This window comes from Streptomyces sp. NPDC051286 (assembly GCF_044455345.1).
Lineage (GTDB): Bacteria > Actinomycetota > Actinomycetes > Streptomycetales > Streptomycetaceae > Streptomyces.
This window is the reverse complement of the sequence record NZ_JBITER010000013.1, coordinates 129,632-152,357: the sequence shown is the minus strand read 5'-3', so window position 1 is coordinate 152,357 and position 22,726 is coordinate 129,632. Positions and strand designations below refer to the sequence as shown.

Below are 22,726 nucleotides of genomic sequence, written 5' to 3'. Positions count from 1 at the left end.
GGAACAGTCTCGATGCGGCAACGGCGGGCGGAATCGGCGCGAGACGCCGCGGAACATCAACGTCAGGACACGATGTCCTTACGACTGAACCCGCGGAACGCACAAGCGAAAAGGATCAGGGCGTACGTCACCGAGATCGCCGCCCCCTTCGCCATGCCGCCCCACTCCAGGTCCGGCTGGAGCGCGTCCGCCCAGGCGAACTGCCAGTGCGCGGGCAGGAAGTCGCGCCAGGAGCCGAGCGCGGTGACGGCGTCCAGCACATTGCCGACGATGGTCAGCCCGACCGCGCCGCCGACCGCGCCCAGCGGGGCGTCGGTCTTCGTCGACAGCCAGAACGCCAGCCCGGCGGTGACCAGTTGGGAGACGAAGATGAAGGCGACGACGAGGGCGAGCCGTGGCACGGTGTCGCCGGTCGCGAGCGCACCACCGGTGGGGAGTTCGAGCGGCCCCCAGCCGTATGCCGCCGCTCCCGCGGCCAGTGCGACGAGCGGCAGCAGCACCATCGCGGCCAGGCTGAAGCCGAGTGCCACGACGAGTTTGCTCCACAGCAGCCTGGCCCGGGGCACGGGCGCGGCAAGCAGGTAGCGCAGCGAGGACCAGCCGGCCTCCGAGGCGACGGTGTCGCCGCAGAACAGTGCCACCGGCACCACGAGCAGGAACCCGGCCGAGACGAACAGGCAGGTCGCGGCGAAGTTCGCGGCGGACGCGGTCGCGGTGTCCATCAGGGTGATCCGGTCGCCGCCGCCCCGGGAGTCCGGGGTGCCGCCGATCGCGAAGGCGGTGATCAGGATGAACGGCAGCGCCGCCAGTACCCCGCCCATCAGCAGAGTGCGCCGCCTGCGCAACTGCCGAACCGCCTCGACACGCAGCGGCAGAGTGCGCCGGGCCAGGTAGCCGGGCGCCTCGGCGGCGTGGGTGACATCGGCTGCGGCACTCATGCGGAGCCTCCGGAGATCAGAGTGAGGAACGCGTCCTCCAGGCGACGGTGCGGCCCGACCCCCGTCAACGGCACGTCCAGCCGGACCAGTTCGGCGATCAGCCGGGAGGAGTTCGCGCCGTCGAGCCGGACGAGCAGGCCCAGCCCGTCGCCCGTACGGACGGCCGAGCCGATCCCGGGGAGTGCGGCGATCTTCTCCACCAGCGGTTCGGCGATCTCCTCGGCGGTGGCGACGAGCAGCATGTCGCCCGAGCCGGTGATCTCGGCGACCGGTCCGGCCTGGACGAGCCGGCCCCGGTCCATGACCACGAGGTGGGTACAGGACTGCTCGACCTCGGAGAGGAGATGGCTGGAGACGATCACGGTCCGGCCCCCGGCCGCGTATCGGATCATCACGTCCCGCATCTCGCGGATCTGGGGCGGGTCGAGCCCGTTGGTCGGCTCGTCGAGGATGAGGAGGTCCGGCATGCCGAGCATGGCCTGGGCGATCGCGAGCCGCTGTCGCATGCCCTGGGAGTACGTACGCACGGCGCGGGCCAGGGCGTCACCGAGCCCGGCGATCTCCAGGGCCTCCTCGATGTGCGAGTCCCCGGCGGGGCGTCCGGTGGCCTGCCAGTACAGCTCCAGGTTGGCGCGCCCGGACAGGTGCGGCAGGAATCCGGCGCCCTCGACGAACGAGCCGACCCGGGACAGTACGGGCGCGCCCGGCCGGATGGCATTCCCGAAGACGCGGATCTCGCCGTCGTCGGGCGTGATGAGCCCCATCAGCATGCGGAGCGTGGTGGTCTTGCCCGCGCCGTTGGGCCCGAGGAGTCCGAGGACCTGCCCCTTCTCCACGCGGAAGGAGAGGTCCTGCACGGCGTACCTGTCGGCGGACTTGGCGTACTTCTTCGACAGTCCGGTGATCTGGAGGGGGACCTCGGCGAGCGCCGGGTCGGGGGCGGGGGGCGCGGTACGCCGCCGTGCGGTGAGCAGCAGTGCGAGAGCGATGACGGCGGCCGCCGCCGGGAGCCCCCACGTCCACCACGGCAGAGCGGCCGATGCCGTCTTCACCGCGGGGGCGGTGGGGACGGTCAGCGGGCCGTCGAGGGAGACGCTGTACGCGGTCGGCTCGGCCGGTGAGGCGTAGCCGAGGTCCGTGGCGGAGAGGACGAGCCGGAGCCGGTGTCCGGCGTCGACTGCGTGGTCGACGGCGGGCAGGGTCAGCTGGACCGTCTTGTTCTGCCGATCCGGTGTGATCCGGTAGGGGGCGACGAGCTGGGCGGGCAGCACCTGCTGCTTCCCGTCCGGCGAGACGTCGTACACCTTGCCGAACAGGACCGCGTCGCCCTGCCCGGCCGTCACCTTCACGTGGACGGTGGGCGATCCGGTGATGCGCATCGACGTATCCAGCGGTGCGGAGTCGAAGCGGGCGTACTGGCCAGGGAAGTCGATCGACAGACCGACGCCCAGGGACGAGAGCTGGGCGATGCCGCCGCCGACACCAGGGACGGCGGAGATGGCGGGCGGGTTGGCACCGGCGGGGTTGCGGAAGGTCTGCGTCCGACGGTCCGCGGATCCGCCGCTCCGCCCGCCACTCGCCGGCGTACCTGCGCCTGCGCCTGCGCCTGCGCCTGCGCCTGCGCCTGCGCCCACGATGCCCGGCCCGTCGCTCTTCGCGGTCAGCGCGATCTCCCGGTCGCCACTGGACAGCCCGGGATACGTGTCGCTGCTCGCCCCGCGCTGGAGCGCCGCCCCGTCCGTGGAGTCGATGCCTCCGGTACGGGTGACGCGGAAGGCGGGTCCGGTGTCGGCACCCTTGTCCTCCTTCAGATAGCGGTCGAACCAGGCCCCGATCCGGTTCTCGACCCGCCCGCTCTCCATGTCCCCGCCGTCGTGACCGCCCGCGATCCAGTCGACGGCGACGGGTGCGCCGTTCCCGCTGATGGTCCGCGCCATGGCATCGGCCTGGCCGAGCGGGAAGAGGGAGTCGGTCTGCCCCTGCACGATGAGCGCGGGCACCTTGATGCGGTCGCCGACGGCGCTCGGCGACCGCTCGCTGAGCAGCGCACGCGCGGCGGCGTCCGGCTTCCCGGAGACGGCGACCCGTTCGTACATGGCACAGAGCTGCTTCTCGAACTTCTCGCAACCGCCGCCCGAGGTGACGAAGATCCCGGCCCAGAGCTTCTTGAAGACCCCTCCGGGGAAGAGTGCGTCGGCGAGGTTCCAGTACGTGATCACCGGCGCGATGGCGTCGACGCGCCGGTCGTATCCGGCTGCGAGAAGCGAGACCGCGCCACCGTACGAGGCGCCCGTGACGCCGACCCGCGGGTCACCCTTCGCGTCCAGCTGTACCTCGGGCCGCCGGGCCAGCCAGTCGATCAGCCCGGACACGTCCTTGACCTCGCGGTCGGGCGCGTTGAGCGAGATCTCCCCGCCGGACTTCCCGAATCCGCGGGCCGACCAGGTCATGACGGCGTACCCGGCACCGGCCAGCTCCGCCGCCTGCGCCCGCACATCGTCCTTGGAACCGCCGAAGCCGTGCCCGATCAGCACGGCGGGCCGTCGCCCCGAACCGCCGGACGTGAAGTACGAGGTGTCCAGGGACACCCCGTCGATCCGCATCGTCCGGTCCTCGCGGTGCACGGCGGGCGCACCGTCGTCGGCCACCGCGGTCCAGGTACCGGCGCCCGCGAGCACGGCGAGCGCGGCCAGGGCCGCCGCCCACCGGCCGCGCTCACGGGTCCACCGGCGCCATCGGGAGTCAGGGGTCTGCATGTGTCGACCCTAAGCGCACGGCCCCCGCGCCCGGGCTGCCGCGCGGGGGAAGTGTCCGGCATCCTTCCGGCGTACGGCGCTCCCCCGCCGTACTCCGTACGCGGTATGCCCGCGCGACTCGCCCCCGTCCGGCCCCTTCCCCATTCCCTTCTTGGTTGGCCCCGCAACAGGGGCTCCCGAACCCGCGACCGCGGTCGACGCCCCCTACCGCCGCACCGGCATCGGCCGTGCCCCGACCGAGGCGCTGGCCGCCGTCGCCCGAGAGCAGGGCTGCTACGACATGTGGGTCAGCGTGGACCACGACAACGAGACGGCGGGGCGACCTAACGGTCGGCGGCGGTGCGGACGACGGCGACTTCGCCATGCTGATGTGGAAGTTCGACGCCACCGCACAGCGGCGGCCGTGAATCCCTCTCCCTGTTCACCCGGCTGGGCAGCGTCCGCGGCATGGAGTACCTGCAGGTCTACAGCCGCTCCCTGGCCCCCTGGCGCAGGGACCCGCAGGTGGTGGACTTCATGGCGGAGATCCGCAGATCGACCCGTTCACTGACGGTGGCCTGAGCACGTCACGGTCGGCCCTCCGGCCCGACCCGCATCGGCACGGGCACAGTGCCCGTCGGATACAGCGACTCGCACGGCAGAAGCGCCGTTGCCGCGTCGGTCCTCCCGGCGCGGAGCAGTTCGTGGACCTGCCGGGCGAGCGGTGTGACGTCACGGATCGAAACCGTCCACTCATCGGCGTACCGCCGCGCCGCCTCGCCCGTGAGACCGAGTTGCAGGGAGCGGTGCGGGAGCGGATTGAGGTGGAGGTCGCGTTCGGGGTCCCACTGGACGCGGGCCGGGGACCGGCGCAGACTGCGCTGCCAGCTCGCACGGTCCGGGTGGACTCCCCTGACGTAGTGGGAGAGTTCGGCGTTGTCCAGCGCCCAGTCGAAGCCTTCGCGGCTGATCTCGACGGCCAGGACGGTCTCCTGGCCCTCCTTCGTGGCCCAGCCGCAGCGGTACATCATCCACAGGAAGCTCGGCTTGATCCATGTCAAGCATCGTTCGTAGTCCTTTTCTGCTCTGCCACATACCCGCAGGTCAGAGGCGTCGGCTGACGGCAGAGTGAGCGACGTCTTCGTAGATGGCCGATCATCCTGCCCCGGTCCCGTCTGTCTTCCCTGCCCGTGGGTACCGTCGCCTTGATGTCTGTTGCCGGCCGTCGTGTACCTCGCGGTCGGCAGTATTTAAGGGAGTGAGTACGGCATGCCGTCTGGTGCTGCACGTCGCACGGGAAAGGTATTCACTTCGGCCGGCGCTACGAAGGTCTTGCGTGCGGCGTGCCGAGAAGCAGGACTCGACAGCGACGGGGCGTCTCTGATCCGACTCGGAGAGAACGCGTTGTTCCGGCTGGTGGCCCACCCGGTGGTGGTGCGGATCGCACGCTCGACTGAGTATCTGGAGTCGGCACGAGGTGAGGTTGAGGTATCACGGTGGCTGTCGCGTGAGCACTTCCCCGTGACGCGTGTGGTCGAGGACCTTGAACAACCCATGGTCATCAACGGCCATCCGGTGACGTTCTGGCATCTGATCCAGGAGAGCGATCGGAAGGCGACGTATAGAGAACTGGGCGCTGTCCTCCGCGACCTGCATTCGCTCAGCTTGCCGGACACGCTGTCCCTGCCTCCGTATCCGGTCCTCGATCGGACGGAACGACGGATCAAGGCGGCGGTCGACATACCGCAGGATGACCGCACGTTCCTGCAGAAGCGGGCACACGAACTTCGGGACAGGATCAGAGACCTTCGGTTCGAGTCCGAGAAAGGGCCCGTGCACGGGGACGCACACGTGCAGAACCTCATGGTGGACCGGAACGGTCAGGTGATCCTGATCGACCTGGAGCGGTTCAGCTTCGACTATCCCGAGTGGGATCTGATGGTCACAGCCACGGAGTATCACAGCCTGAGGTGGCAGACCAAGGAGGAGTACGACGCCTTCGTCAGTGCCTATGGCAAGGACCTCTGCGCCTGGTCCGGTTTCCCCACACTGCGCGCTGTGCAGGAGTTCAACATGACGACCTGGCTGATGCAGAACGTGTCGGAGAGCGCCGATACGGCAGCGGAGTACGCCCGTCGAATCTCCTCGCTCCGGAACGACGCCGCGCCCCGTGACTGGAATCCGGGCTGATCTCGGCTACTCGTCGTCCAGCCTGTTCATCGCGTCCCGTACCTGCCCGTTGAACTGCTGAACGATGGGGTTCGTGGCATGGGTGGAAACTTCGCGCTGAAAGTCGCCCACGTACCGCTGGAACCGCGCGGACTGGAGAGCGTCTCCCCCTTCGACGGCGAGTCCCGCGGTCGTCACGGCTTCTTCGACGTCTCCATTGAGTAGCTGGCTCTGGGCGAGGACCATGCGGCAGAACCCAAGCGTGCGAACGTACTTCGGGTCGGTGAGCGCGACGGCGCGTTCAGCGAAGCGGACGGCTTCGGGACCCTGCCCAAGATCTCGGAAGCAGTGGCAGAACTCTCCGATCAGCTCGGCTTCATCCATGTAGGAGAGCCATTCGGGATCGTCGGCGCTGTCGGCCCGCTCAAAGAACCGCTCTGCCTCGTTCATCGCGCGGGCGGCGCCCTTGTGGTCCCGAGCGGAGGATAGAGCACGCGCTTCGTGCGCGGAGAACAGCGCCATGGCGCGGGGTGTGGAGTGGGCCTTGCCACCCTCGACCGACGCGCGGGCCAGCGTCATAGCCCTGGGCACCTGACCAAGGTAGTTCGCTTGATGGCTCATGTTGGTCAGAATGCGCGCGCCCATCATGCGGTCGCCGACCACCTGAGTCAGGCGCAGTGTAGACATCAGATAGCGGTCGGCCAGAGCATGATTGCCACTGTCGTAGGCGCTCCAGGCAAGAAGCTGAGCCATCTCCGATGCCGCCGCGAAGAGAGCTTCCCCCACCTTGGCGGTGTAACTGGCTCCGAGCAGAGGCAGCACATCTTCGCGGAAATAGTGCCGGAAGGCCTTGTGTGCGTGTCCTCCACCGAATTGGAAGTCGAGTTGCATGAAGAATCCGGCGGCGGTTCGGATCGCGGCCACGTCACGCATGCTGACTCGCCGGGTGAAGGCGGCCTCGGTCGGAATACCGTCCGGGCGGGAGACGAGCCAGGCCAGCGCGGCGGCATGGACATCGGCGTCGGGTAACGGGGGTTCAGTCGTCGGACCGTCTTCCGGACGCTGATGCGTCAGGCTGTCGAGGGTGCCCAGCGTCTCGGCCAAAGATCCGGCGTACGACATACCAGTCATGAGAGCAGGGGCCAGCGCCGAACCGGGGAAGCCGAGATCCTTCGGCGTGACCCTCCGCCGTAACTTGTCGCTCAGCGCCTCCGCGACGAAAGCGGCAGTCTGCCGCTGGATTCCGCCGCCGTTCAGCCACCGCTGAACCGCGACGTGCGTCGTCCCCAGGGGCTCGCCGTGCCGCTCGGCAACCTCGCGAACCCGCTTGGCCAGTCCTTTGTTGGAGGCTCCGGCTTCCGCCATGACGGCGGCCAACTGGTGGTTTGGTTCCTTGTTCACGTTCTGCTGGCACCCCCGGCGTCACGTCAAGTGCTCATCCTGTCACAGCAGTTTCACCCCCCAGGGGGTTCACCGTGAACCCCTTCCCACCGGACGCGTGAACCCTCGTGTGTACGTGGACCCCTGGATGAACACTGCCGCGCCGCCGAAGACGGCCGTTGACTGTCGAGACAAGACACCCCGGCGGTGCGTGACGGCACCCCGGGGCATGGCCCACCTGGTGAAAGCAGGTAGACATGCGGAACCATATCGGCAGGATTTTCGGGCTCCTGCTGAACTTCTTACTGCCCGCCCCCGGCCACCGCCGCGCGGCCGAAAAGCGGTCGGTACCTGGCTGTGTGGACACAGTAACGATGACCCTGCCGCGCGTACCTGATCCGTACGTCTGGAGCCCGATTCGCGGTGAGGACGTTCGCCTCGTCCGTCCGTACATCGTCGAGCACGAGCGGCGCATGCGGCCCGGCCCAGACTGTGGCTGCCACACGGATGTTGGCTGCACCATTCCGTCGTCGGCGGTGACGCCGTGACAAGGAACCCTCGTCTTCTACCGTGGCTCGGCCCTGCTGGCCAGCGCTCGTTCCTGGTGACCGACGACGGCGGCCAAAGCCATCTGTCACGTCTCGCGGATCAGATGGAAGAGGTCCAGCTCCGGGCCGGTGACATCCTTCTCGGCCACGCCGCCGACATGCTCAAGGACGACAACGTCAAGCCCTGGGAACTCCGCTACTTGAGCGCCCGGCTGTACGAAGCGCTGGGCGACGCGCTGCGTGTCGCCGAGAGCAGGGGGGACCGACTGAGCAGTTCAACGGTCGATGACGACACCTCTGCCGCGCCAGACGATGGCCCGGCGCCAGCCGAGGGGGCATCCGCATGAGCGGGACGACACGCGACGGATGGGAATGGGAGATCGGACCGGCGACGCGCAAGACCGTAGGCCGGGAGCAGGACGGCCGACTCACAGTGCCGCTCCAGATCACCCACCACGGCGCCCTGGTCGCCACCGCTCCGCTACGACTGACCGTCGCTGATGCGGAACACCTCCACGCCTCGCTCTGCCGCGCATTGGACAAAGAGCCCGCGCCCGCCGACGCACCCGACTGCCGCAAACCGATCCAGTACCCCGGCGGCCGACAGCGCTTCTGACCGCCGCCCGGCCTGCGAGGTCACACACAACCGCTGAATGACACCGGACCACCCCTCAAACCCTGGCAGGCGCGGGGTGGTCCGGCTGGGGACCGATCACAAACGATCACGAACCCCGGTACCGGTGGTACCGGGGCCGTCGTCGTGTCCTCCAACGGCGTGGCCCGGCAAGGTCAGTGTTCAGCCGACTTGCGGGGAAAGGGACTTGAGAGAATGGATGGCACAGGAGACGGTGAATTCGACGCCCGCGACCTGGACCCTGACACGACGCTCTGGGTACGCAGCGTCGACTACTTGGCTGGCTGGCGCGACGCGATCCAGGCAGTAGAGGACCTTGGCGATGCGCTGACTGCCGTAGGCATAGACCCGACCGAGATCAAGCTTCGTGCTGCGGTGGCTGCGGACGGCTCCGGACTGGTCCGACTGGAGCTATCAGCCGCCGTCGCTCACGAGGTAGCGATGCTGGCTCGTGTGACAGCGGCACGGCGACATGACGCCAGTTGAGCGGCGTCCATCCACACCGTGGCCCCGCCTGATCTGATGCACATCTGGTCCGGCTACGACACCGTACGGACTCCCTGACCTCCTGCCACCGATGTCACACACGGCTCCGGGGGCCTCTTGATCTTGCGGGCGACATGCTCTTCAGAAGCGTGAGTTAGCGAAGTGGCCAGGGCCCCGTCCGCGGGAAGTGCACGTTCTGGCGTCTCGCATAGCAGTGCCCACCCAACCTTGTAGTGACGCCCAAGGTGGCGGCCGAGTCGAATGGGCGCTGGTGCGACCTTGATTGGCACCACGGGCTTGCGCCGGTAGCTCCTACTGCGCACCCTTGTATCGGACATGATGTTAAGTCAGCCTCAGAGCCTGGCAGTTGCCTCTGGCATGGTCAAACAGTTTCTTCGGTGAGTTGGCCGCCGGGCTCCGTGGCCTACCTCGCTGGCGGCATGTTCACAGGATGCGCACGAAATATCGCGCGGATCTTCACTGCTAGCATGCACGCAGGGTGCCCGACGTCGGCCTGAAAGAGACACAGCACGGCAGTGCTCGTTTCTTCTGGACTGTTCTGACGCTGGGGCAGGGGAGAGGCGAGTTGTGAGCATGACCGAGCCGGACAGTTTGCCGGCCCGTGGCACTCAGATACGTATCGACGGCGAAATGGTCACAGTCGTCGCCGCTGCATCCACCAATGACGGCGCTGACCTTGTTGTCCGGCGGCGTGACGGCACGCTCGCCGACGTTGCGCTGAGCTTTGTCGAACTGCGTGCGGCTGCCGTTCCCGTCAACGACGCCGGGGGCGAACCCGGTCGGGCGCTCGCCGCGCTGTGGGGCCGGTGGATGCAGTACGCCGTCCCCCGCATCCGGTCCGCTGTGCTGGCTACGCGCCCGTTGCGGCCGTACGCGCATCAGGACGAGGCCGTCTTCAGCCACATGTTGGCGCAGCCGCGGCTGCGGTTCCTGCTCGCCGATGAGCCGGGCACCGGCAAGACGATCATGACGGGTATGTACATCGCCGAGGGCACACGGCGTGGTCTGTTACCCGGCAAGACCGTGATTATCGTGCCCGCACATCTTGTGCAGAAGTGGAAACGGGACCTGCGCCGCTACTTCGCGATTGAGGCCGCCACAGTCACCCCTGAGGTCGCCAGAGACCCTCGTGACCTCGATCCGCGCGTGAGCGTGTGGGTGGCGAGCGTCGATCTGTACACCTACAACCCAGACGTCCGGCGCAAGATCTCCGGAGCCCGAGCGTCGTGGTCGCTCACCGTCTTCGATGAGGCGCACCGACTGACACCAACGTCCCAATACCTCGGCGCCGCACGGGAAGTAGCAAACCGCACCCACCACCTCCTGCTGCTCACCGCCACGCCACACCGGGGCAAGGAACACTACTTCCGTGGCCTGCTCAGCCTCCTCGACCCCACGCTGTACCCCTGGGACCCACGGCAGACCGAATACGACACTGCGCTGAGGCCGTCGACCCTCTCCTTCCTGCGAAGAATGAAGGAGGAGCTGAAGGACTTCGACGGCGAGCGTCTCTTCCCGCCCCGGTATGCCGAGACCGTGTCCATCGACCTCAGCGGACCCGAATTCACGGCCTACACCGCGGTCATGGACTACGTCGACACCTACTACGGCGCGAATGCGACCCTGGCCCGCTCCATCTACGGCAAGCGGGCCGCGTCCTCACTGGTGGCCGCCGCCGCCACGATCAAGCGACGGCACGAGGCGCTCAAGGGGCCGGCGTCCAACCGGGTCGACGGCCCCCTACCTGAGGAGTTCTCCCAGGGCGACGGGTCGGTCAACCTTGCCGTCGAGGACGACGAGGCGTGGGAGCGCGCCGAGGGCGTCGTCGTCAACGCGCGCAGCAGCAACAAGACCGAAGAGCTCACGGCGATCGACGGGGTCATCGCGACCATCCAATCGGCCACGACCGCCACCCCGTCCACAAAGTGGGTACGCACGGAGCAGCTCCTCATCAAGCACGCCATCGCGCCTGGGCAGGGCCAGCTGCTTGTCTTCACCGAATTCGCCGACACCGCCCGCTGGCTCGCCAGCCGGTTCACCGACGCCGGGTACAGCGTCGAGACGCTCGAGGGTGCAGTCAGGCACCACGAGCGCGACCAGCTCCAGCAGCGGTTCCTCGCAGACGAGTTCCAAGTCCTCGTCTCGACCGACGCCGGCGGCGAGGGCATCGACTTGCAGTCCGCACACGTCATGATCAACTGGGATATCCCGTGGTCTCTGGTCCGCCTCGAACAGCGCATGGGCCGACTCCACCGCATCGGCCAGACCGAGCCGGTGCACATCTACCACCTCGTCGCACCCGATACCCGCGAAGGCCGGGTCCAGGAGGTCATGCTCGGCAACCTCCAGGCTGCCGGAGAGGCGCTCAAAGGGCGGATCTTCGACCTGCTCGATGCGACCGCCGCCCGCGCCGGCTTCGACTACACCCGCGCGCTCGTCGACGCGCAAGCCGGACAGGCCGTCACCGTTCCCGACACCGCCGAGTTGCTGTCCAGGGCCCGAGAGTTGGTCCAGGACGAGGACCGGCTCCATACGCCCGCCAACACCGAGGCGGCACTGGACCGGTTCCGCAGCGACCGCCTCGAAGCGATCAACCCTGTCATCGTCGACGGCTTCGTTGACCAACTCGCCCGTGCCGAGCAGTGGCGCCTCGGCCCGGGTCCGGCCAAGGGCATCCGCCGCCTTACCTCGACCCGGCTGTTGCCGCCGCCACTCGGCGGTGAGCACGATGCGTTGGTCGCTGCTGACGGTGCTGCCGTTCGCCAGGCGATCAACGACGGCTCTCAAGGACTCGACGACGTCATCGTGCTCGGACCTACCGAAGAGCCGTTCGCCGAACTCACCGACCTCGCGCTGCGCACCGGCGAGAGCGAGCTCATCCGCGGCACGGTCCTCACCGACCCCGCGTCGCTGACGAACTACACCCTCCTGGTCTACGACGCCGAGGTCGAGATACACGACGGCATCCGGCGGCAGCGGCGCAAGTCCCCAGTCCTGATCCGGTACTCCGGCGCTGGAGCGTTCGAGAGTGCCTGGGAATCCGTCATGCTGCTCAGGCCATCCGACGCCGGCCACGCCGCACCGCCCCTTTCCCCGGCACTGAGGCACGACAGCGAGCTGGAAGCCCGCGCGGCACTCGCACGGGAGGTCGCACGCGCCCGCACGGAGCGGGAGGCGTGGGTAGACAAAGCACGCCAGCAGCTTGACCAGGTCGAGTACCGCTACATGGACGAGCTCGAGGAGCTGCCCGTCATCGAGCGGCGTGAGCGGATGTCCCGCTTCGAAGAGCTCAAGCGCCACCGTCTCAACCAGCTCGACGACATCAGCAAGGTCGGACAGAGCGCTCCCCGCCTGGTCGGTTGGGCACACATCGTCGGCGAGGCCCGCACCGAACAGCTCGGCTACGACCCCGACAGCGAGGCGATGGCCGTGGCCTCCGTGCTGGCCGAGCTGAACCGCCTCGGTTTCGACGTGGACGACCGCCAGACCGCTGGCGTCGGCTACGACCTGCTCGCCCGACACCGCACAACCCGCGAACAACGCCTCGTCGAGGTCAAGGGCTTCCAGCGGGGCTTGAAGCCGGTGTGGCTGGAGCAGCACGAGTGGGCCCAGGCGCAGCAGCGCGGCCAGGACTACTGGCTCTACGTCGTCGCCGACTGCGCCACATCCCCGACAGTCCTCGTGCGCGCTCAGGACCCGGCCAGGCTCCTAGCCACCGGGCCACGGCGCATCGAGCGGTTCCAGATCAAGGTTGCCGACCTTCGTCGGCTGATGGGAGACCAGCGGTGACCACTACCACCGACACCACCGACCAGGTGCCGTCGACTAACGTGACGGCCTCTGCGGACACCGTCAGCGACGTGCGCAGCCGGCTGATCGACCAGTGGTTCCCGTGCTCCTCGGTCGACACCGCCGTCGGCACCCCGGCCGGATCCGGCCGCAGCGAAAAGGCGCTCTTCACCTGGTTCGCGTCTCGCCCCATCGCGCAAGCCCGTGCCGCGGTTCTGGCCACCCTGCTGCCTGACCGCGACGACCTTCACGCAGATGTCCGATCGGCCATCGAGGCGGGCAGCACCACTGCGCTGGGCCGTCTGCGTCAAGTCATAGCGGACGAGTACCCCACCGGTCGCCCCGTCGTACTCGACATCTTCAGTGGCCGAGGCATCATCCCCCTTGAAGCAGCGCGCCTGGGGGTGACCGCTGTCGGGACAGACCTCAGCCCCGTCGCAACACTGGGTGGGCGCCTCCTGGCCGACTACCCGTTGCGCGACTGGTCGGCTGAGGCTGCCATCCCCTTCGCCAGTGGAGCGGAGTCGGAAGGCAGACTCTTCAGTGAGGATGAGCCGCGGCTGCTGCGCGACGTCCGTGCCGTACTCGCTGAAGTGAACAGGCGTGTGGCCGATGCTGTCGCGCCCTACTACCCGGCCAATAGTGGCGGAAAGGTGCCCTGGGCTTACCTGTGGGCCGTCAGCATCCCTTGTGACCAGTGCCGTCGACGTTTCCCGCTCATAGGCAGCATGCGACTACAGTTCCCCTCGGGACGTGAAGGGGACTATGGGCAGTCGCTCGAGCTCGTCATCGACGGGGATCGGTGGAGTCCACTGGTCGTGGACGGAGACCCCGCTCAGCAGCCGACGTTCTCGGCTGCAGCCGGCCGCAAGGGCAAGAGCGCCCGCTGCCCGTTTCCGTCCTGCGGACACGTTCACACGCTCGATACCGTCAAGGCGATGGGGTTCGCCGGCCAGTACGAGGACGAACTTCTCGCTGTCGGGGAGGAGAACGAGGGGGTCGGCAAGACCTTCCGCGCCCCGACGGCTGACGAGGTGCGTGGTGCGAAGTCCGTCGACCTCGCCCAGCTTGACAGCTTCGGCCCCTTCTCTGCTGTTCCCGACGAGGCAATCCCGCCAGGAAACCAGGACACGATCCGAGCCAGTGGCTACGGCTATCGCACCTACGGCGCCCTCATGAACGACCGGCAGGCTCTGCTCTTCGCGGAGACCGTCCGCGCTATACGCGGCGTGCGCACCGACCTGTTGGGGGCGGGACTCACGAAGGACTACGCAGACGCGCTCACCGCCTACGCCGCAGCGAACATGCAGCGGCGACTCCGACGATCTACCCGGGGCGCAAAGCTCGCCGCCTTCGGCGGCAACGCCTCGCGGAAGGGGACATGGGTCCAGGTCCACGACATCTTCGCGGACGAGAGCAAGGTGTCCTTTCAGTTCGACCACCTCGAGGCCGGGCCGGGCACCGGTCCGGGCACGTGGGAGAGCGTCACTGACAGCGGGTTGCAGGCGCTCAAGAAGGTCATCCAGGGAAGCGCTGCAGGACGTCCGGGCCGATTCCGCCGTGCCTCGGCGATAGCCCTCCCCTTCCGGGACGGGTCGGTGGATGCGGTCGTGACCGACCCGCCGTACTACAACATGATCGACTACGCTGACGCGTCGGACCTCTTTCACGTCTGGCTGAAGCGTTGCCTCTTCGACGTGTTCCCCGACCTCTTCGACGTTCCGGGGCTGCAGGACAAGACCGAAGAGATCATCGTCAAGCGCGGCAACGCCCCGGGCGAGCATCGAACGCGTGACTTCTACGAGCACATGCTCAGCCGGGCGTTCGGCGAGGCGCGTCGTGTTCTGCGTGCGGACGGTCACCTCGTCGTCGTATTCGGGCACTCCGATCCTGACGCGTGGCGGCGGCTGCTCGGCGCCCTGCGCGATGCTGGCTTCGTCGTCACCAGTTCCTGGCCTTCGAGGACCGAGACTGCTTCTACCGGTGTGGCGAGCATCAAGGTCACCGTCACGATCGGCTGCCGCGTCGCCGCCGCGAACCGCCCGCTCGCCACCGCCGCTCAGGTCGACCGCGAGGTCGCCGAGCGGGTCAAGGCCGCCGCGCGAGAGTGGGACCGCGAAGGCCTCGCACTCACTGACCAGCTCATGGCTGCCTACGGGCCGGCGATGGAGGTCTACGGCCGCTACGCCAAGATCCTCAAGCCCGATGGCGGCCAGGCCGAGCTCGACCGCTACCTCACACTGGCGCGCACCGCGGTCCGTGACGCCACGGCACTCAAGCTGGACGAGCTGCCGCTTGAGACGTTCGACGCACCCACCCGTTTCGCCGTCTTCTGGCAGCGGCTCTACGCCCGCTCGGACGTCCCGAAGGGCGAGGCCCGCTTCCTGGCACAAGCAGACAACCTGCGTCTGGAGGATCTGCGCGGCGCGCTGCTCACCGAGAGCAAGAGCGGCTACAAACTGCGTGTCGACGCCCCGAGCACTGTCAGCGACAAATCCTCGACGTTCGAAGTGGTCCGGGCCATGGCCGCCGCTTGGGACCAAGGCGCCACCGAGAGCGTCGCCGCTGTCATCGGCCAGTCCGACCGGCAGCCCACTGACGCCCACTTGTGGGCCGTCGTCGGGGAGATCCTCTCGCAGTTGCCGCCCAGCGACGCAGTGGCCAAGGCCCTTACTGCCATTCAGCGCAACGCGGGCACCATCGCCAACCTGGCACAGCGCGTCGCAACCGAGCTCGCCGCCGGAGAGCGCGACGACCAGCTCGCCCTGTCGTTCACCACCGAGGAGAGCTGAGCATGCCGACCAGCACCGCTGCACACTGGGCTGACGTCCTGACTCTGCGGCCCGAGGTCACCGCATCCGACGGCTCGGTCGGCGAACTGCAGATGAGCCTGCACAAGGCGGTCTACCGGACCGTTGACGTGCCCTACCGCAAGGTCGACTACTACGGCGACATCACCCAGCCCACCCCGAACCTCGTGGGCTTCTTCAGCCGCATCGCTCGCCGGCTGGGCACCGATGCCGGTACCGGAACTACGGCGCTGTTCCACCTGGACCAAGGCATGGGCGGAGGCAAGAGCCACGCCCTCGTCGGGCTGTACCACATGGCCAACTCCCCTCAGGAGTTCTTCGCCACAGAACTGGGCCGGAAGGTCCGCGGCGAGGCCGAGCAGGGCGGCCGCACCGTTAACCTCACCGGTGCCCAAGCCGTCGTACTCACCGCCGACTACTTCAGTCCGGGCAAGACCAGTGAGACATTCGGCCCGGCCACCAACCTGTTCGAGCGGTTCCTGTGGTCGCTGACCGCCGGCGACATGGACCGTTACCAGCGCTACGTCGCCAGCGGCCCGCACAAGGGGACACTGCAGCAGGCGCTGAGTGACGCGGGACGACCCGTGCTCATCCTGCTCGACGAGCTCATGGACTACGTACTGCAGCTCGCCGACGCGACCAACATCGACCGCATGCCCAACGAGAAGGCGTTCCTCAACGCTCTCATGGACGCCTGCGACGACGTTCCCCGCGTCGCCTGTGTCGTGGTCATGGTGCGCAGCGAACTCGACGAGCGCGGTTACCCGCCACTCGCTGACGACTTCCGCAGCTACGTCTCCGAACGGCTCGTGCGGAACGGCCCGGGCGGCAGAGTCGCGGTGACCGACTCCCACGACTTCGCCTCGATCATTCAGCGCCGCCTGTTCGAACCTGCCAAGGTGGGCGCTGCAGCGTCACACGTAGCCGAGCAGTACAGCACAGCAGGCGAGGCCGGCTGGCGAGACAAGGTATTCGACAAGCTGGGCCCAACCCGCGGACTGAGCGGCTTCGCCGAGCGAGTCGAGGCGAATTACCCGTTCCACCCCGAACTCATGCGACTGGTGCGCGAGGAATGGTCACAAGTCCAGAACTTCCAGCGCGTCCGTTCCACAGTCGCGATCTTCGCCCGGACCGCGCTGCACTGGGTCACCGAACACCAGGCCGGGAACTGGGCGCCGGCTCTCATCGGCGTCGGCGACATCCCCCTCACCACCGCCCTCGAACAGCTGCTCTCGTCCGGCCTGTTCATGGGCAACGACCGGGCCATCCAGGGCTATCGCTCCGTCGCCACCACCGATGTCACCAGCAGCGACGGATCGGCAGGGCGCGCCGTCGCCATTGACCAGCGGCTGCGCACTGCCGGTGTCACTGCCCGCCAGGACCACGCGGGCGTGCGCATGGCCACCGCCCTGTTCTGCTACTCCATGGTCGGCCGCCCGCGTGGCGGCCGGGGAGCGACCAAGGCCGAGATGCTCGCCGCCATCCTCGAGCCCATCCCGGCTCCCGGCACCCCCTACACGGACGCTGAGGAGGTCTTCAACGCCCTTATCGGTGAGGACGGCCTCGGCGCACTTGAGATCACCCAGCCGGCAAACGCGCCCGGGCGCTACTACCTGTCGATCAAGCAGACGCTCCGGATGTATTTCACTGCCTCCCTTGCGCTCGTGGACCCGCACTCGTGCGAGAAGCTGGTGTGGGAGCAGACGCAAAGGCTCGCACGTCCCGGAACCTTCGATGAGATCCGCTTCATCGACGCGCCGACCGCCACCGGGGCCATCGACCTCGCACGCACCTTCGATGGACTGGACTCGGCCGTCACCCGCCTCGTGGTACTCGACCCGCGCCGCTGGACCCTGCTCAACGGCAAGGACACCCTCAGCCGTGCCGAGATTACCGCTCTCCTCGGGCTCGGTCCCGACGCGCTGCGCGTGGACAACGCCGCCAGCTGCGTCGTGGCCTGCGTGAACACACAGCGGCGGGACGTGGCACGCAAACGCGCGAGGGAAGTCCTCGCCTGGCGCAGTGTCCTCAAGCAGATCAACCCGGAGGACGTTGACGAGTTTCGCGAAGCCACTACCAAGGCCACCGAGGCTGAGGACAAGCTCAAGAAGGACATCCAAAAGGCCTTCCAGCACTACGCCTACCTCGTCCGCGCCTCAGACGGACTGCATGTGGAGTTCAAGCGGTTCGATGACGACAGCAAGTCATCCCTGCGCGGAGACCAGGTATGGGCGGCGCTCGTCGCGGCCAGCCGCGCCACGATCACGGGAGGACTCTCGGCAGACTACCTCGCCGCCCTGCTGGACACCTTCGAGCGCACCTTGACCCCCCGCGAAGTCGTCCAGTCCTTCTACAAGAACCCCTTGTTCCCGCTGGTCACCGCAACCGACGATATACGCCGGGCAATCTTCGCTCTGCTCCACAGCGGCTGGGAACTGGCCGACTCCGACGGTGACAAGCTCGCCATCGCATCTCCGGAACACATCTCGATCGCCTCCATCAGCCAGAACCTCCGCCGCGAGATCAAAGCGGCCGAGACCGTGCCCGCCGCCGATGGCGCCTTCAGGGGCACCACCACGGTCTCGATTCCCAAGCAACCAGGCGGGCCAGTCAGCAACGGAGAGCCCGGTGGTCTGTTCGGCGCTGACGATCAGGAGTACCGCGCTACGACGGGAGGGGCTGGCGAAACCAGCAATACCGTAGGCGCCGGGAATGGCTCGGAGCCTGCCTCCTTCAAGCGCTACATCATCGAGCTGACCAACCGCAGCATCACCGCTCCGGAGGCCCGGGACCAGGTCTGGCAACTCCTCAGGGAGCTGAGCAAAGTCCTCGATGCGCCCAATGCTAACCACCAGCTCATCAGTCTGAGCGTCACGCTCACCACCACGGAGGGAGCCCAGGGGGCTGTCGAACACAAGGCGCAGCAGGCAGGTGCACGCGTCAGAGCCGAGGACGAAGACTTCTAGCCCGGACAGGGTGGCAGCCGGCCCCGGAAAGGACACCCGCCTCCAGGGCCGTTCGCTGTCTTGGCGCCGTTCCACCATCGGTGCGCAGCGCCTGGCAATCGGCGCGACAAAGGTGGCTGGCCGGGGACCTGTTGCAGCCCATCTGTAGCCGGACAGCTGGGACGCTCGTGCACTGCCTAGTGCCACTCATGCCTCCGTGAACCAGTCCGTTCCGCCTCGAAACGTGGGCCACCTGTCTATGATTTCCTGCACGGGGGAGGGCCTGTCAGGCAGCGGCTCCTCGCGTAGATATGCGCCAAGACACCCAATCGAATCCCCACACACCTGCATCCCGTCCAGTCGGCGCTCGTCGGGTGTGCGGGTGTCCTCAGGTGGGGAGAGAAGCACGAACGATGCGTTCTCCCTCACCCGGTCTCGCACCCGAGGATCAGGTATTCGTTGAGCCTCCAAGAGGATGGAAGCCACGTGGTCGTGCAGACGGAGACGTCGCTCCTCCCCCTCTTCAGCGGTCAGGTCCCGGGTTGACCGCCTGACGATTCGTTGGATAGCCGACAGCTCGCCGAGGACTCGCTCAACAGCTCCGGTAGCCAGCGCCTGGCGCTGCGCCTCGCGAGCAATCCGTTCCTGGTGTCGCTGCTGGTACACGATCCCAGCGAACGCCACACCCGCGCCCATGAGGGCACTTGCCAGACCGATGACTCCGACGACAACCGACGATTCCATGCACAGAGTCTTGCTGGAGTCGCCGGGTCAGGTTGGCGAAATGCCATGTCGGTTTCAGGTTCCCTTCCCGATGCCACGTTGCCATGGCGCGCGGTTCGCCTCTGCCTGACCGGACTGCGGGATCTATGGCGCTTCTTTCGTGACCCGCAGGTTTGTGGCTGGTCATGATGAGCAACGGCTCCGGAGGGCATACGCCTATGTGCCCCGACTAACCGTCTGAGCTGGGAGAACGTTCGTCCGAGATCAGACCGGATGTGAACTCACTCGCCACTCACTCGGGGGCGCAGGAAATGACGTCGATGCCGCGATCGGTGAGCGCCTGATCGATGTACTGGCAGAGCGCTTAGAAGGCGCTAGGACGGATCGCTGGGGGAGTGCCTCTGACCTGGTGCTTGCCGAACGCCACGTTCGGGCTGCTGCCGACTTCGACACGCATTCGACAAGGCCCCGGATTACTCGTAGACGGTCGCTGCTTGCAGGGCCCGTGCGAAGAACGTCCAGTCACCGCTGCCGGGCAACTCGCGGCCAGCGTTGCTGTACCAGCCGTCCGCGTCGTCGATCCATGCTGCCAAGGCCTCCAGGAAGCTCGAAAGATCCGCGTTCTCCCATGAGCTGCCGTCCTCGGCGTGGCTGCGGTACAGGTAACGAACGAAGGCGGCCAGGTCCTCTCTGCTGTCCACATGATCTGGAGAAGTGGTCATGCTCGACACCCTAGTTGGCACGGTTGACTGCTGCGGCACGGCAAGAAACACCCCATCTCGCCTGACGGCTAACCCTCGAAGGAAACGCGTATGGTCAGACCACTCTGACCTGCGCCTCCCCTGATCACCCCTGTAGCTCGTCTGTCACTGTCGGTCGTCTTCGATCGGCCTTGGGCGGCCTCGCACGGCCCAGGGACGGCCTGGAGTCAGGCGACCCGGCTTCGACGCGGGGCAGGCCAGGAAGTCATAGCCACCCCAGTCACTCAAGCGGCTGGGGAGCCACCGGGAGCTGTTCACTGTGGGGCCAGCTGAAGGTGCGGTCGGGTTCAAGGTGAGCCTCCCCCCAATGGATGACATGGATGCCGCTCTTCACGTCGGCCGTGAAGAAGACGCAGACGAGCTTCGTGGCCGCCCCCAGCTCCTCGAACACTTCGTGCAGCTTCAGGTACTCCTCGGTTGTGAGGTCGTCGCCGAGGTCGAACAGCGGCTCCGGAGGCTGTGGCCCATGTGCCTGGAGCAACCGACGGCGCGTAGGTGAAGCGTCGGAGGGCAACCGAGCGCAATCAAGGGGCTTCGGCCTGTCTGCGTACCTGAAGGGGAAGAGTGCCTGATCGTTAATCACCGCGTACTCGTACCCGCGCACGTCTCGCACGGACTCCCGCAGCTCCCGCGCCGTATCGGCCAGGTTCTCGCGCACGGCCTCCGCGAGAGTGGAACCGTAAGGGCTTCGCTTCTTCAACCCCGCCGTGAGGTGAGTAGCGTGAGCCTGCGCGTGAGCCCGGGCCAGCTGCACCGGAACCGCTGCAGCAAGCTTGCCGGCCTGCCGCCCAAACCGCTCCGCCGCCCAATCCGATGGCACAACCCGATCGTCACCCAACGCAGACATACAGCGCCCCCTCCTTCGATCACCCGCCTCCCAATTGTTTGACACGTACACGAAGTACCCACAAGGGAGCGATCCGGCCACACAGGGCGAATGGCTCTCTCCCTGGGTACGGCGAGACCAAGCCAGTTACCTCCGCCGCGGGAGACCGCCGTCTGACAGGCAGACCCGGATGCCCGGCGGCCCTCCGCGGCCACCGGGCACCCAGCCTTGCCCACACCCACCCTGACCAGGCTCTATTTACGCGTCAGAGGGCCACCCACAGACGCGGACGCATCTCCCGGCCGCGCATAGTCCGTACCTCTATTCCTCGATCCAGTCCTCCGACACAGCCCGGATGAAGGCTGCTAGGTCGTCTTCTTGGGGCGGGATGCGTGTTGGATGTCGTGCAGCGAAGACGGTGTAGTAGCGGTCCACGAGCCCACGCAATCTGTCTTCCTGCGGTTCTGTGGTGACCAGAGTCAGGTACACCTCCCCGGGCTCTCCGCATGCCCTAACCGGACACCCTCGGCCGTCGTAGCCCTCGTAAAACTCGTCCTCGGATTCGATCAGATCGTTGGCGAGGGCTGGCTCATGGAGGATGAACATGCGCCCGTCCTCATTGAAGAGCAGAACGGGGTTTGCCGGATACACCATCGCTGTTTCTCCAGGCCGGCGGCATGCTCTGTGTCTGGTTGCGCTGCCGGATATGGGCGCCGGATCCGGCTCTGCTTGGAATGTCGGTGACTTGATGACGTCCGAACCACGCTAGGCGCGGATCACCCATGCCCGAGAGCATCACGTATGTCGCCTCTGTGGCGGGCCCTCTTCTGGAGGTAACCGCCCGCGGTCAGAGCCGCCACTAGTGACAGTGCGTCAGTTAGCGCACCGACCGCTCTACTGAGAGCTGGCCACGTCAAGATCACGATGACGATCACTATGGCTGTCCAGATCTGCGCGGTCGGAGTGGATGTGTTGGGATGAACCTGCGACGCACTCATGTCGATGCCTCCGCGGCGTCTTGTGTTCGCCTGCGTCACCTGTGGCTTGCCGGCTCGGTGGCGTGGGCGAACGCTGAGAACTAGGTGCCGCCATCATGGCTTCGCTCTGGAGTCCTGGCTACCGAGCAGCACGTAAGGTGCATACCGAACAAAGCGGAATGCACCTCAATGAAGCGATCCTCGCCGCATGACTCTGACCTGCATCTATTTGAGTACCCCAGAAGACAAAAGGGGGCATAACCGGGACACGGGTTTTCGGTCCCCGGTGAAGCGGGAACAAATCGTCACAAGCTTCACATTTCGGGCCGACAGGTGTGCGGCAACTCACATTTGTGAGTGCTGGCATTGAACCGCCCCTCCGGCGGGGTGCGGCACTGCTCCGCAACATGTAGGAGAGCTGCGCAGTTGTGGGCGTCATTGGTCGGTGGTGGTCGTCGTCGGCCTGACGACCCAGGGGCGGCCCGGTAGGGATGCGACAAAGCGGCCCACCGCGACAGGATTGAGCACCGCTTTAGGAGTTCGATTGAGAGGCTTCCGGGAAGCCTTGGCGCTCTTGTTGGTCCAGTCTTCGCGGTCGCTCAAGGGTACCTGCGTGCGCCGCCGTTGATGTCAGCTGGTGATGTCAGTTGGCTGGCGTGATGGAGTGCGTTGAGGTAAAGCTGTTCACTGACGGCAGCAACGACGTGGTTCGCCGTCCCGCGCGAAGGTTCCCTGGCGTGCTCATCCAGGGCGTCTCCCTTCACACCGTCCGCAGCGATCTGGCCGAGGTGATTGAGGCGTGCGAGCGCGGCTACCTGGCCGATGCCCTAGTCTCCGCCGGCCGTCTCCTGGAGGGCCTCGACGCCCTGCTGACGTGCCACGCGGATGTGCTGCATGAGCACGAGATTCCGCGCCGTACTGAACAGCCAAACCGAGATGGGACGTTGAGGTAGGATCTTCGCACTCTGAGGCGAAGGACGCTCT

The 22,726-nt window shown here is 67.0% G+C and carries 16 protein-coding genes and 1 pseudogene; 9 read left to right on the top strand and 8 right to left on the bottom strand.

Going from position 1 to position 22,726, the window contains the following annotated elements; all coding sequences use genetic code 11:
• Window positions 1–62: 62 nt before the first annotated feature.
• Entirely contained in the window at window positions 63–938 is an 876-nt protein-coding gene (locus tag ACIBB8_RS16180) for an ABC transporter permease (RefSeq protein WP_398952497.1), read from the bottom strand.
• Window positions 935–3,694, bottom strand: coding sequence for an alpha/beta fold hydrolase (locus ACIBB8_RS16175; RefSeq protein WP_398952495.1), 2,760 nt, complete (start codon window positions 3,692–3,694; stop codon window positions 935–937). The genes ACIBB8_RS16180 and ACIBB8_RS16175 overlap by 4 nt, the downstream gene beginning before the upstream one ends.
• Before the next feature lie 151 nt (window positions 3,695–3,845).
• On the opposite strand from ACIBB8_RS16175, the pseudogene ACIBB8_RS16170 reads away from it, so the two are divergent.
• Window positions 3,846–3,998: pseudogene (locus tag ACIBB8_RS16170) on the top strand (GNAT family N-acetyltransferase); the annotation flags it as partial.
• Between the two features lie 262 nt (window positions 3,999–4,260).
• Here the strand turns inward: ACIBB8_RS16170 and ACIBB8_RS16165 are convergent.
• Window positions 4,261–4,923: a DUF4291 domain-containing protein gene (locus tag ACIBB8_RS16165; protein WP_398952553.1), complete on the bottom strand. Its 663-nt coding sequence runs from the start codon at window positions 4,921–4,923 to the stop codon at window positions 4,261–4,263.
• Window positions 4,924–4,942: 19 nt separating this feature from the next.
• On the opposite strand from ACIBB8_RS16165, the gene ACIBB8_RS16160 reads away from it, so the two are divergent.
• Window positions 4,943–5,863, top strand: a complete 921-nt coding sequence (locus tag ACIBB8_RS16160; RefSeq protein ID WP_398952493.1) for an aminoglycoside phosphotransferase family protein — start codon at window positions 4,943–4,945, stop codon at window positions 5,861–5,863.
• 6 nt (window positions 5,864–5,869) lie between these two features.
• Here ACIBB8_RS16160 and ACIBB8_RS16155 read toward each other — a convergent pair whose 3' ends face one another.
• Window positions 5,870–7,243: a sporulation protein gene (locus ACIBB8_RS16155; protein ID WP_398952492.1), complete on the bottom strand. Its 1,374-nt coding sequence runs from the start codon at window positions 7,241–7,243 to the stop codon at window positions 5,870–5,872.
• Window positions 7,244–7,826: 583 nt separating this feature from the next.
• Between ACIBB8_RS16155 and ACIBB8_RS16150 the strand changes: the two genes are divergently transcribed.
• The 6 genes from ACIBB8_RS16150 (at window position 7,827) to ACIBB8_RS16125 (ending at window position 18,476) form a co-directional block, all read left to right on the top strand.
• On the top strand, window positions 7,827–8,117 hold the full coding sequence (locus tag ACIBB8_RS16150; RefSeq protein ID WP_398952490.1) for a hypothetical protein: 291 nt from the start codon (window positions 7,827–7,829) through the stop codon (window positions 8,115–8,117).
• Window positions 8,114–8,386, top strand: coding sequence for a hypothetical protein (locus ACIBB8_RS16145; RefSeq protein WP_398952488.1), 273 nt, complete (start codon window positions 8,114–8,116; stop codon window positions 8,384–8,386). The genes ACIBB8_RS16150 and ACIBB8_RS16145 overlap by 4 nt, the downstream gene beginning before the upstream one ends.
• Window positions 8,387–8,599: 213 nt before the next feature.
• On the top strand, window positions 8,600–8,890 hold the full coding sequence (locus tag ACIBB8_RS16140) for a hypothetical protein (protein WP_398952486.1): 291 nt from the start codon (window positions 8,600–8,602) through the stop codon (window positions 8,888–8,890).
• Window positions 8,891–9,484: 594 nt separating this feature from the next.
• Window positions 9,485–12,700 carry a helicase-related protein gene (locus ACIBB8_RS16135; protein WP_398952484.1) on the top strand — a complete coding sequence of 1,072 codons (3,216 nt, stop codon included), beginning with the start codon at window positions 9,485–9,487 and terminating at the stop codon, window positions 12,698–12,700.
• On the top strand, window positions 12,697–15,492 hold the full coding sequence (locus ACIBB8_RS16130) for a DUF1156 domain-containing protein (protein WP_398952482.1): 2,796 nt from the start codon (window positions 12,697–12,699) through the stop codon (window positions 15,490–15,492). Before ACIBB8_RS16135 ends, ACIBB8_RS16130 begins: the two co-directional genes overlap by 4 nt.
• 2 nt (window positions 15,493–15,494) lie before the next feature.
• Complete coding sequence (locus ACIBB8_RS16125; RefSeq protein ID WP_398952480.1) at window positions 15,495–18,476, top strand: DUF499 domain-containing protein; 2,982 nt, start codon at window positions 15,495–15,497, stop codon at window positions 18,474–18,476.
• A 186-nt stretch (window positions 18,477–18,662) separates the two neighbouring features.
• Here ACIBB8_RS16125 and ACIBB8_RS16120 read toward each other — a convergent pair whose 3' ends face one another.
• The 4 genes from ACIBB8_RS16120 to ACIBB8_RS16105 form a co-directional block, all read right to left on the bottom strand.
• A complete protein-coding gene (locus tag ACIBB8_RS16120; protein ID WP_398952478.1) occupies window positions 18,663–19,199 on the bottom strand; it encodes a hypothetical protein in 537 nt (178 codons plus the stop codon).
• A gap of 452 nt (window positions 19,200–19,651) precedes the next feature.
• Window positions 19,652–19,900: a hypothetical protein gene (locus ACIBB8_RS16115; RefSeq protein ID WP_398952476.1), complete on the bottom strand. Its 249-nt coding sequence runs from the start codon at window positions 19,898–19,900 to the stop codon at window positions 19,652–19,654.
• Between the two features lie 259 nt (window positions 19,901–20,159).
• Window positions 20,160–20,597: a hypothetical protein gene (locus ACIBB8_RS16110; protein ID WP_398952474.1), complete on the bottom strand. Its 438-nt coding sequence runs from the start codon at window positions 20,595–20,597 to the stop codon at window positions 20,160–20,162.
• Between the two features lie 489 nt (window positions 20,598–21,086).
• On the bottom strand, window positions 21,087–21,419 hold the full coding sequence (locus ACIBB8_RS16105) for a hypothetical protein (RefSeq protein ID WP_398952473.1): 333 nt from the start codon (window positions 21,417–21,419) through the stop codon (window positions 21,087–21,089).
• A 982-nt stretch (window positions 21,420–22,401) separates the two neighbouring features.
• On the opposite strand from ACIBB8_RS16105, the gene ACIBB8_RS16100 reads away from it, so the two are divergent.
• A complete protein-coding gene (locus ACIBB8_RS16100) occupies window positions 22,402–22,695 on the top strand; it encodes a DUF6959 family protein (RefSeq protein WP_398952551.1) in 294 nt (97 codons plus the stop codon).
• Window positions 22,696–22,726: the final 31 nt, after the last annotated feature.

Bases quoted from the DNA above. Each gene is read 5' to 3' on its own strand.
- ACIBB8_RS16160 (WP_398952493.1), top strand. From the start codon at position 4,943: ATGCCGTCTGGTGCTGCACGTCGCACGGGAAAGGTATTCACTTCGGCC.
- ACIBB8_RS16140 (WP_398952486.1), top strand. From the start codon at position 8,600: ATGGATGGCACAGGAGACGGTGAATTCGACGCCCGCGACCTGGACCCT.
- ACIBB8_RS16105 (WP_398952473.1), bottom strand. From the start codon at position 21,419: ATGGTGTATCCGGCAAACCCCGTTCTGCTCTTCAATGAGGACGGGCGC.
- ACIBB8_RS16115 (WP_398952476.1), bottom strand. From the start codon at position 19,900: ATGACCACTTCTCCAGATCATGTGGACAGCAGAGAGGACCTGGCCGCC.
- ACIBB8_RS16180 (WP_398952497.1), bottom strand. From the start codon at position 938: ATGAGTGCCGCAGCCGATGTCACCCACGCCGCCGAGGCGCCCGGCTAC.
- ACIBB8_RS16175 (WP_398952495.1), bottom strand. From the start codon at position 3,694: ATGCAGACCCCTGACTCCCGATGGCGCCGGTGGACCCGTGAGCGCGGC.
- ACIBB8_RS16135 (WP_398952484.1), top strand. From the start codon at position 9,485: ATGACCGAGCCGGACAGTTTGCCGGCCCGTGGCACTCAGATACGTATC.
- ACIBB8_RS16100 (WP_398952551.1), top strand. From the start codon at position 22,402: ATGGAGTGCGTTGAGGTAAAGCTGTTCACTGACGGCAGCAACGACGTG.
- ACIBB8_RS16145 (WP_398952488.1), top strand. From the start codon at position 8,114: ATGAGCGGGACGACACGCGACGGATGGGAATGGGAGATCGGACCGGCG.
- ACIBB8_RS16125 (WP_398952480.1), top strand. From the start codon at position 15,495: ATGCCGACCAGCACCGCTGCACACTGGGCTGACGTCCTGACTCTGCGG.
- ACIBB8_RS16120 (WP_398952478.1), bottom strand. From the start codon at position 19,199: ATGGAATCGTCGGTTGTCGTCGGAGTCATCGGTCTGGCAAGTGCCCTC.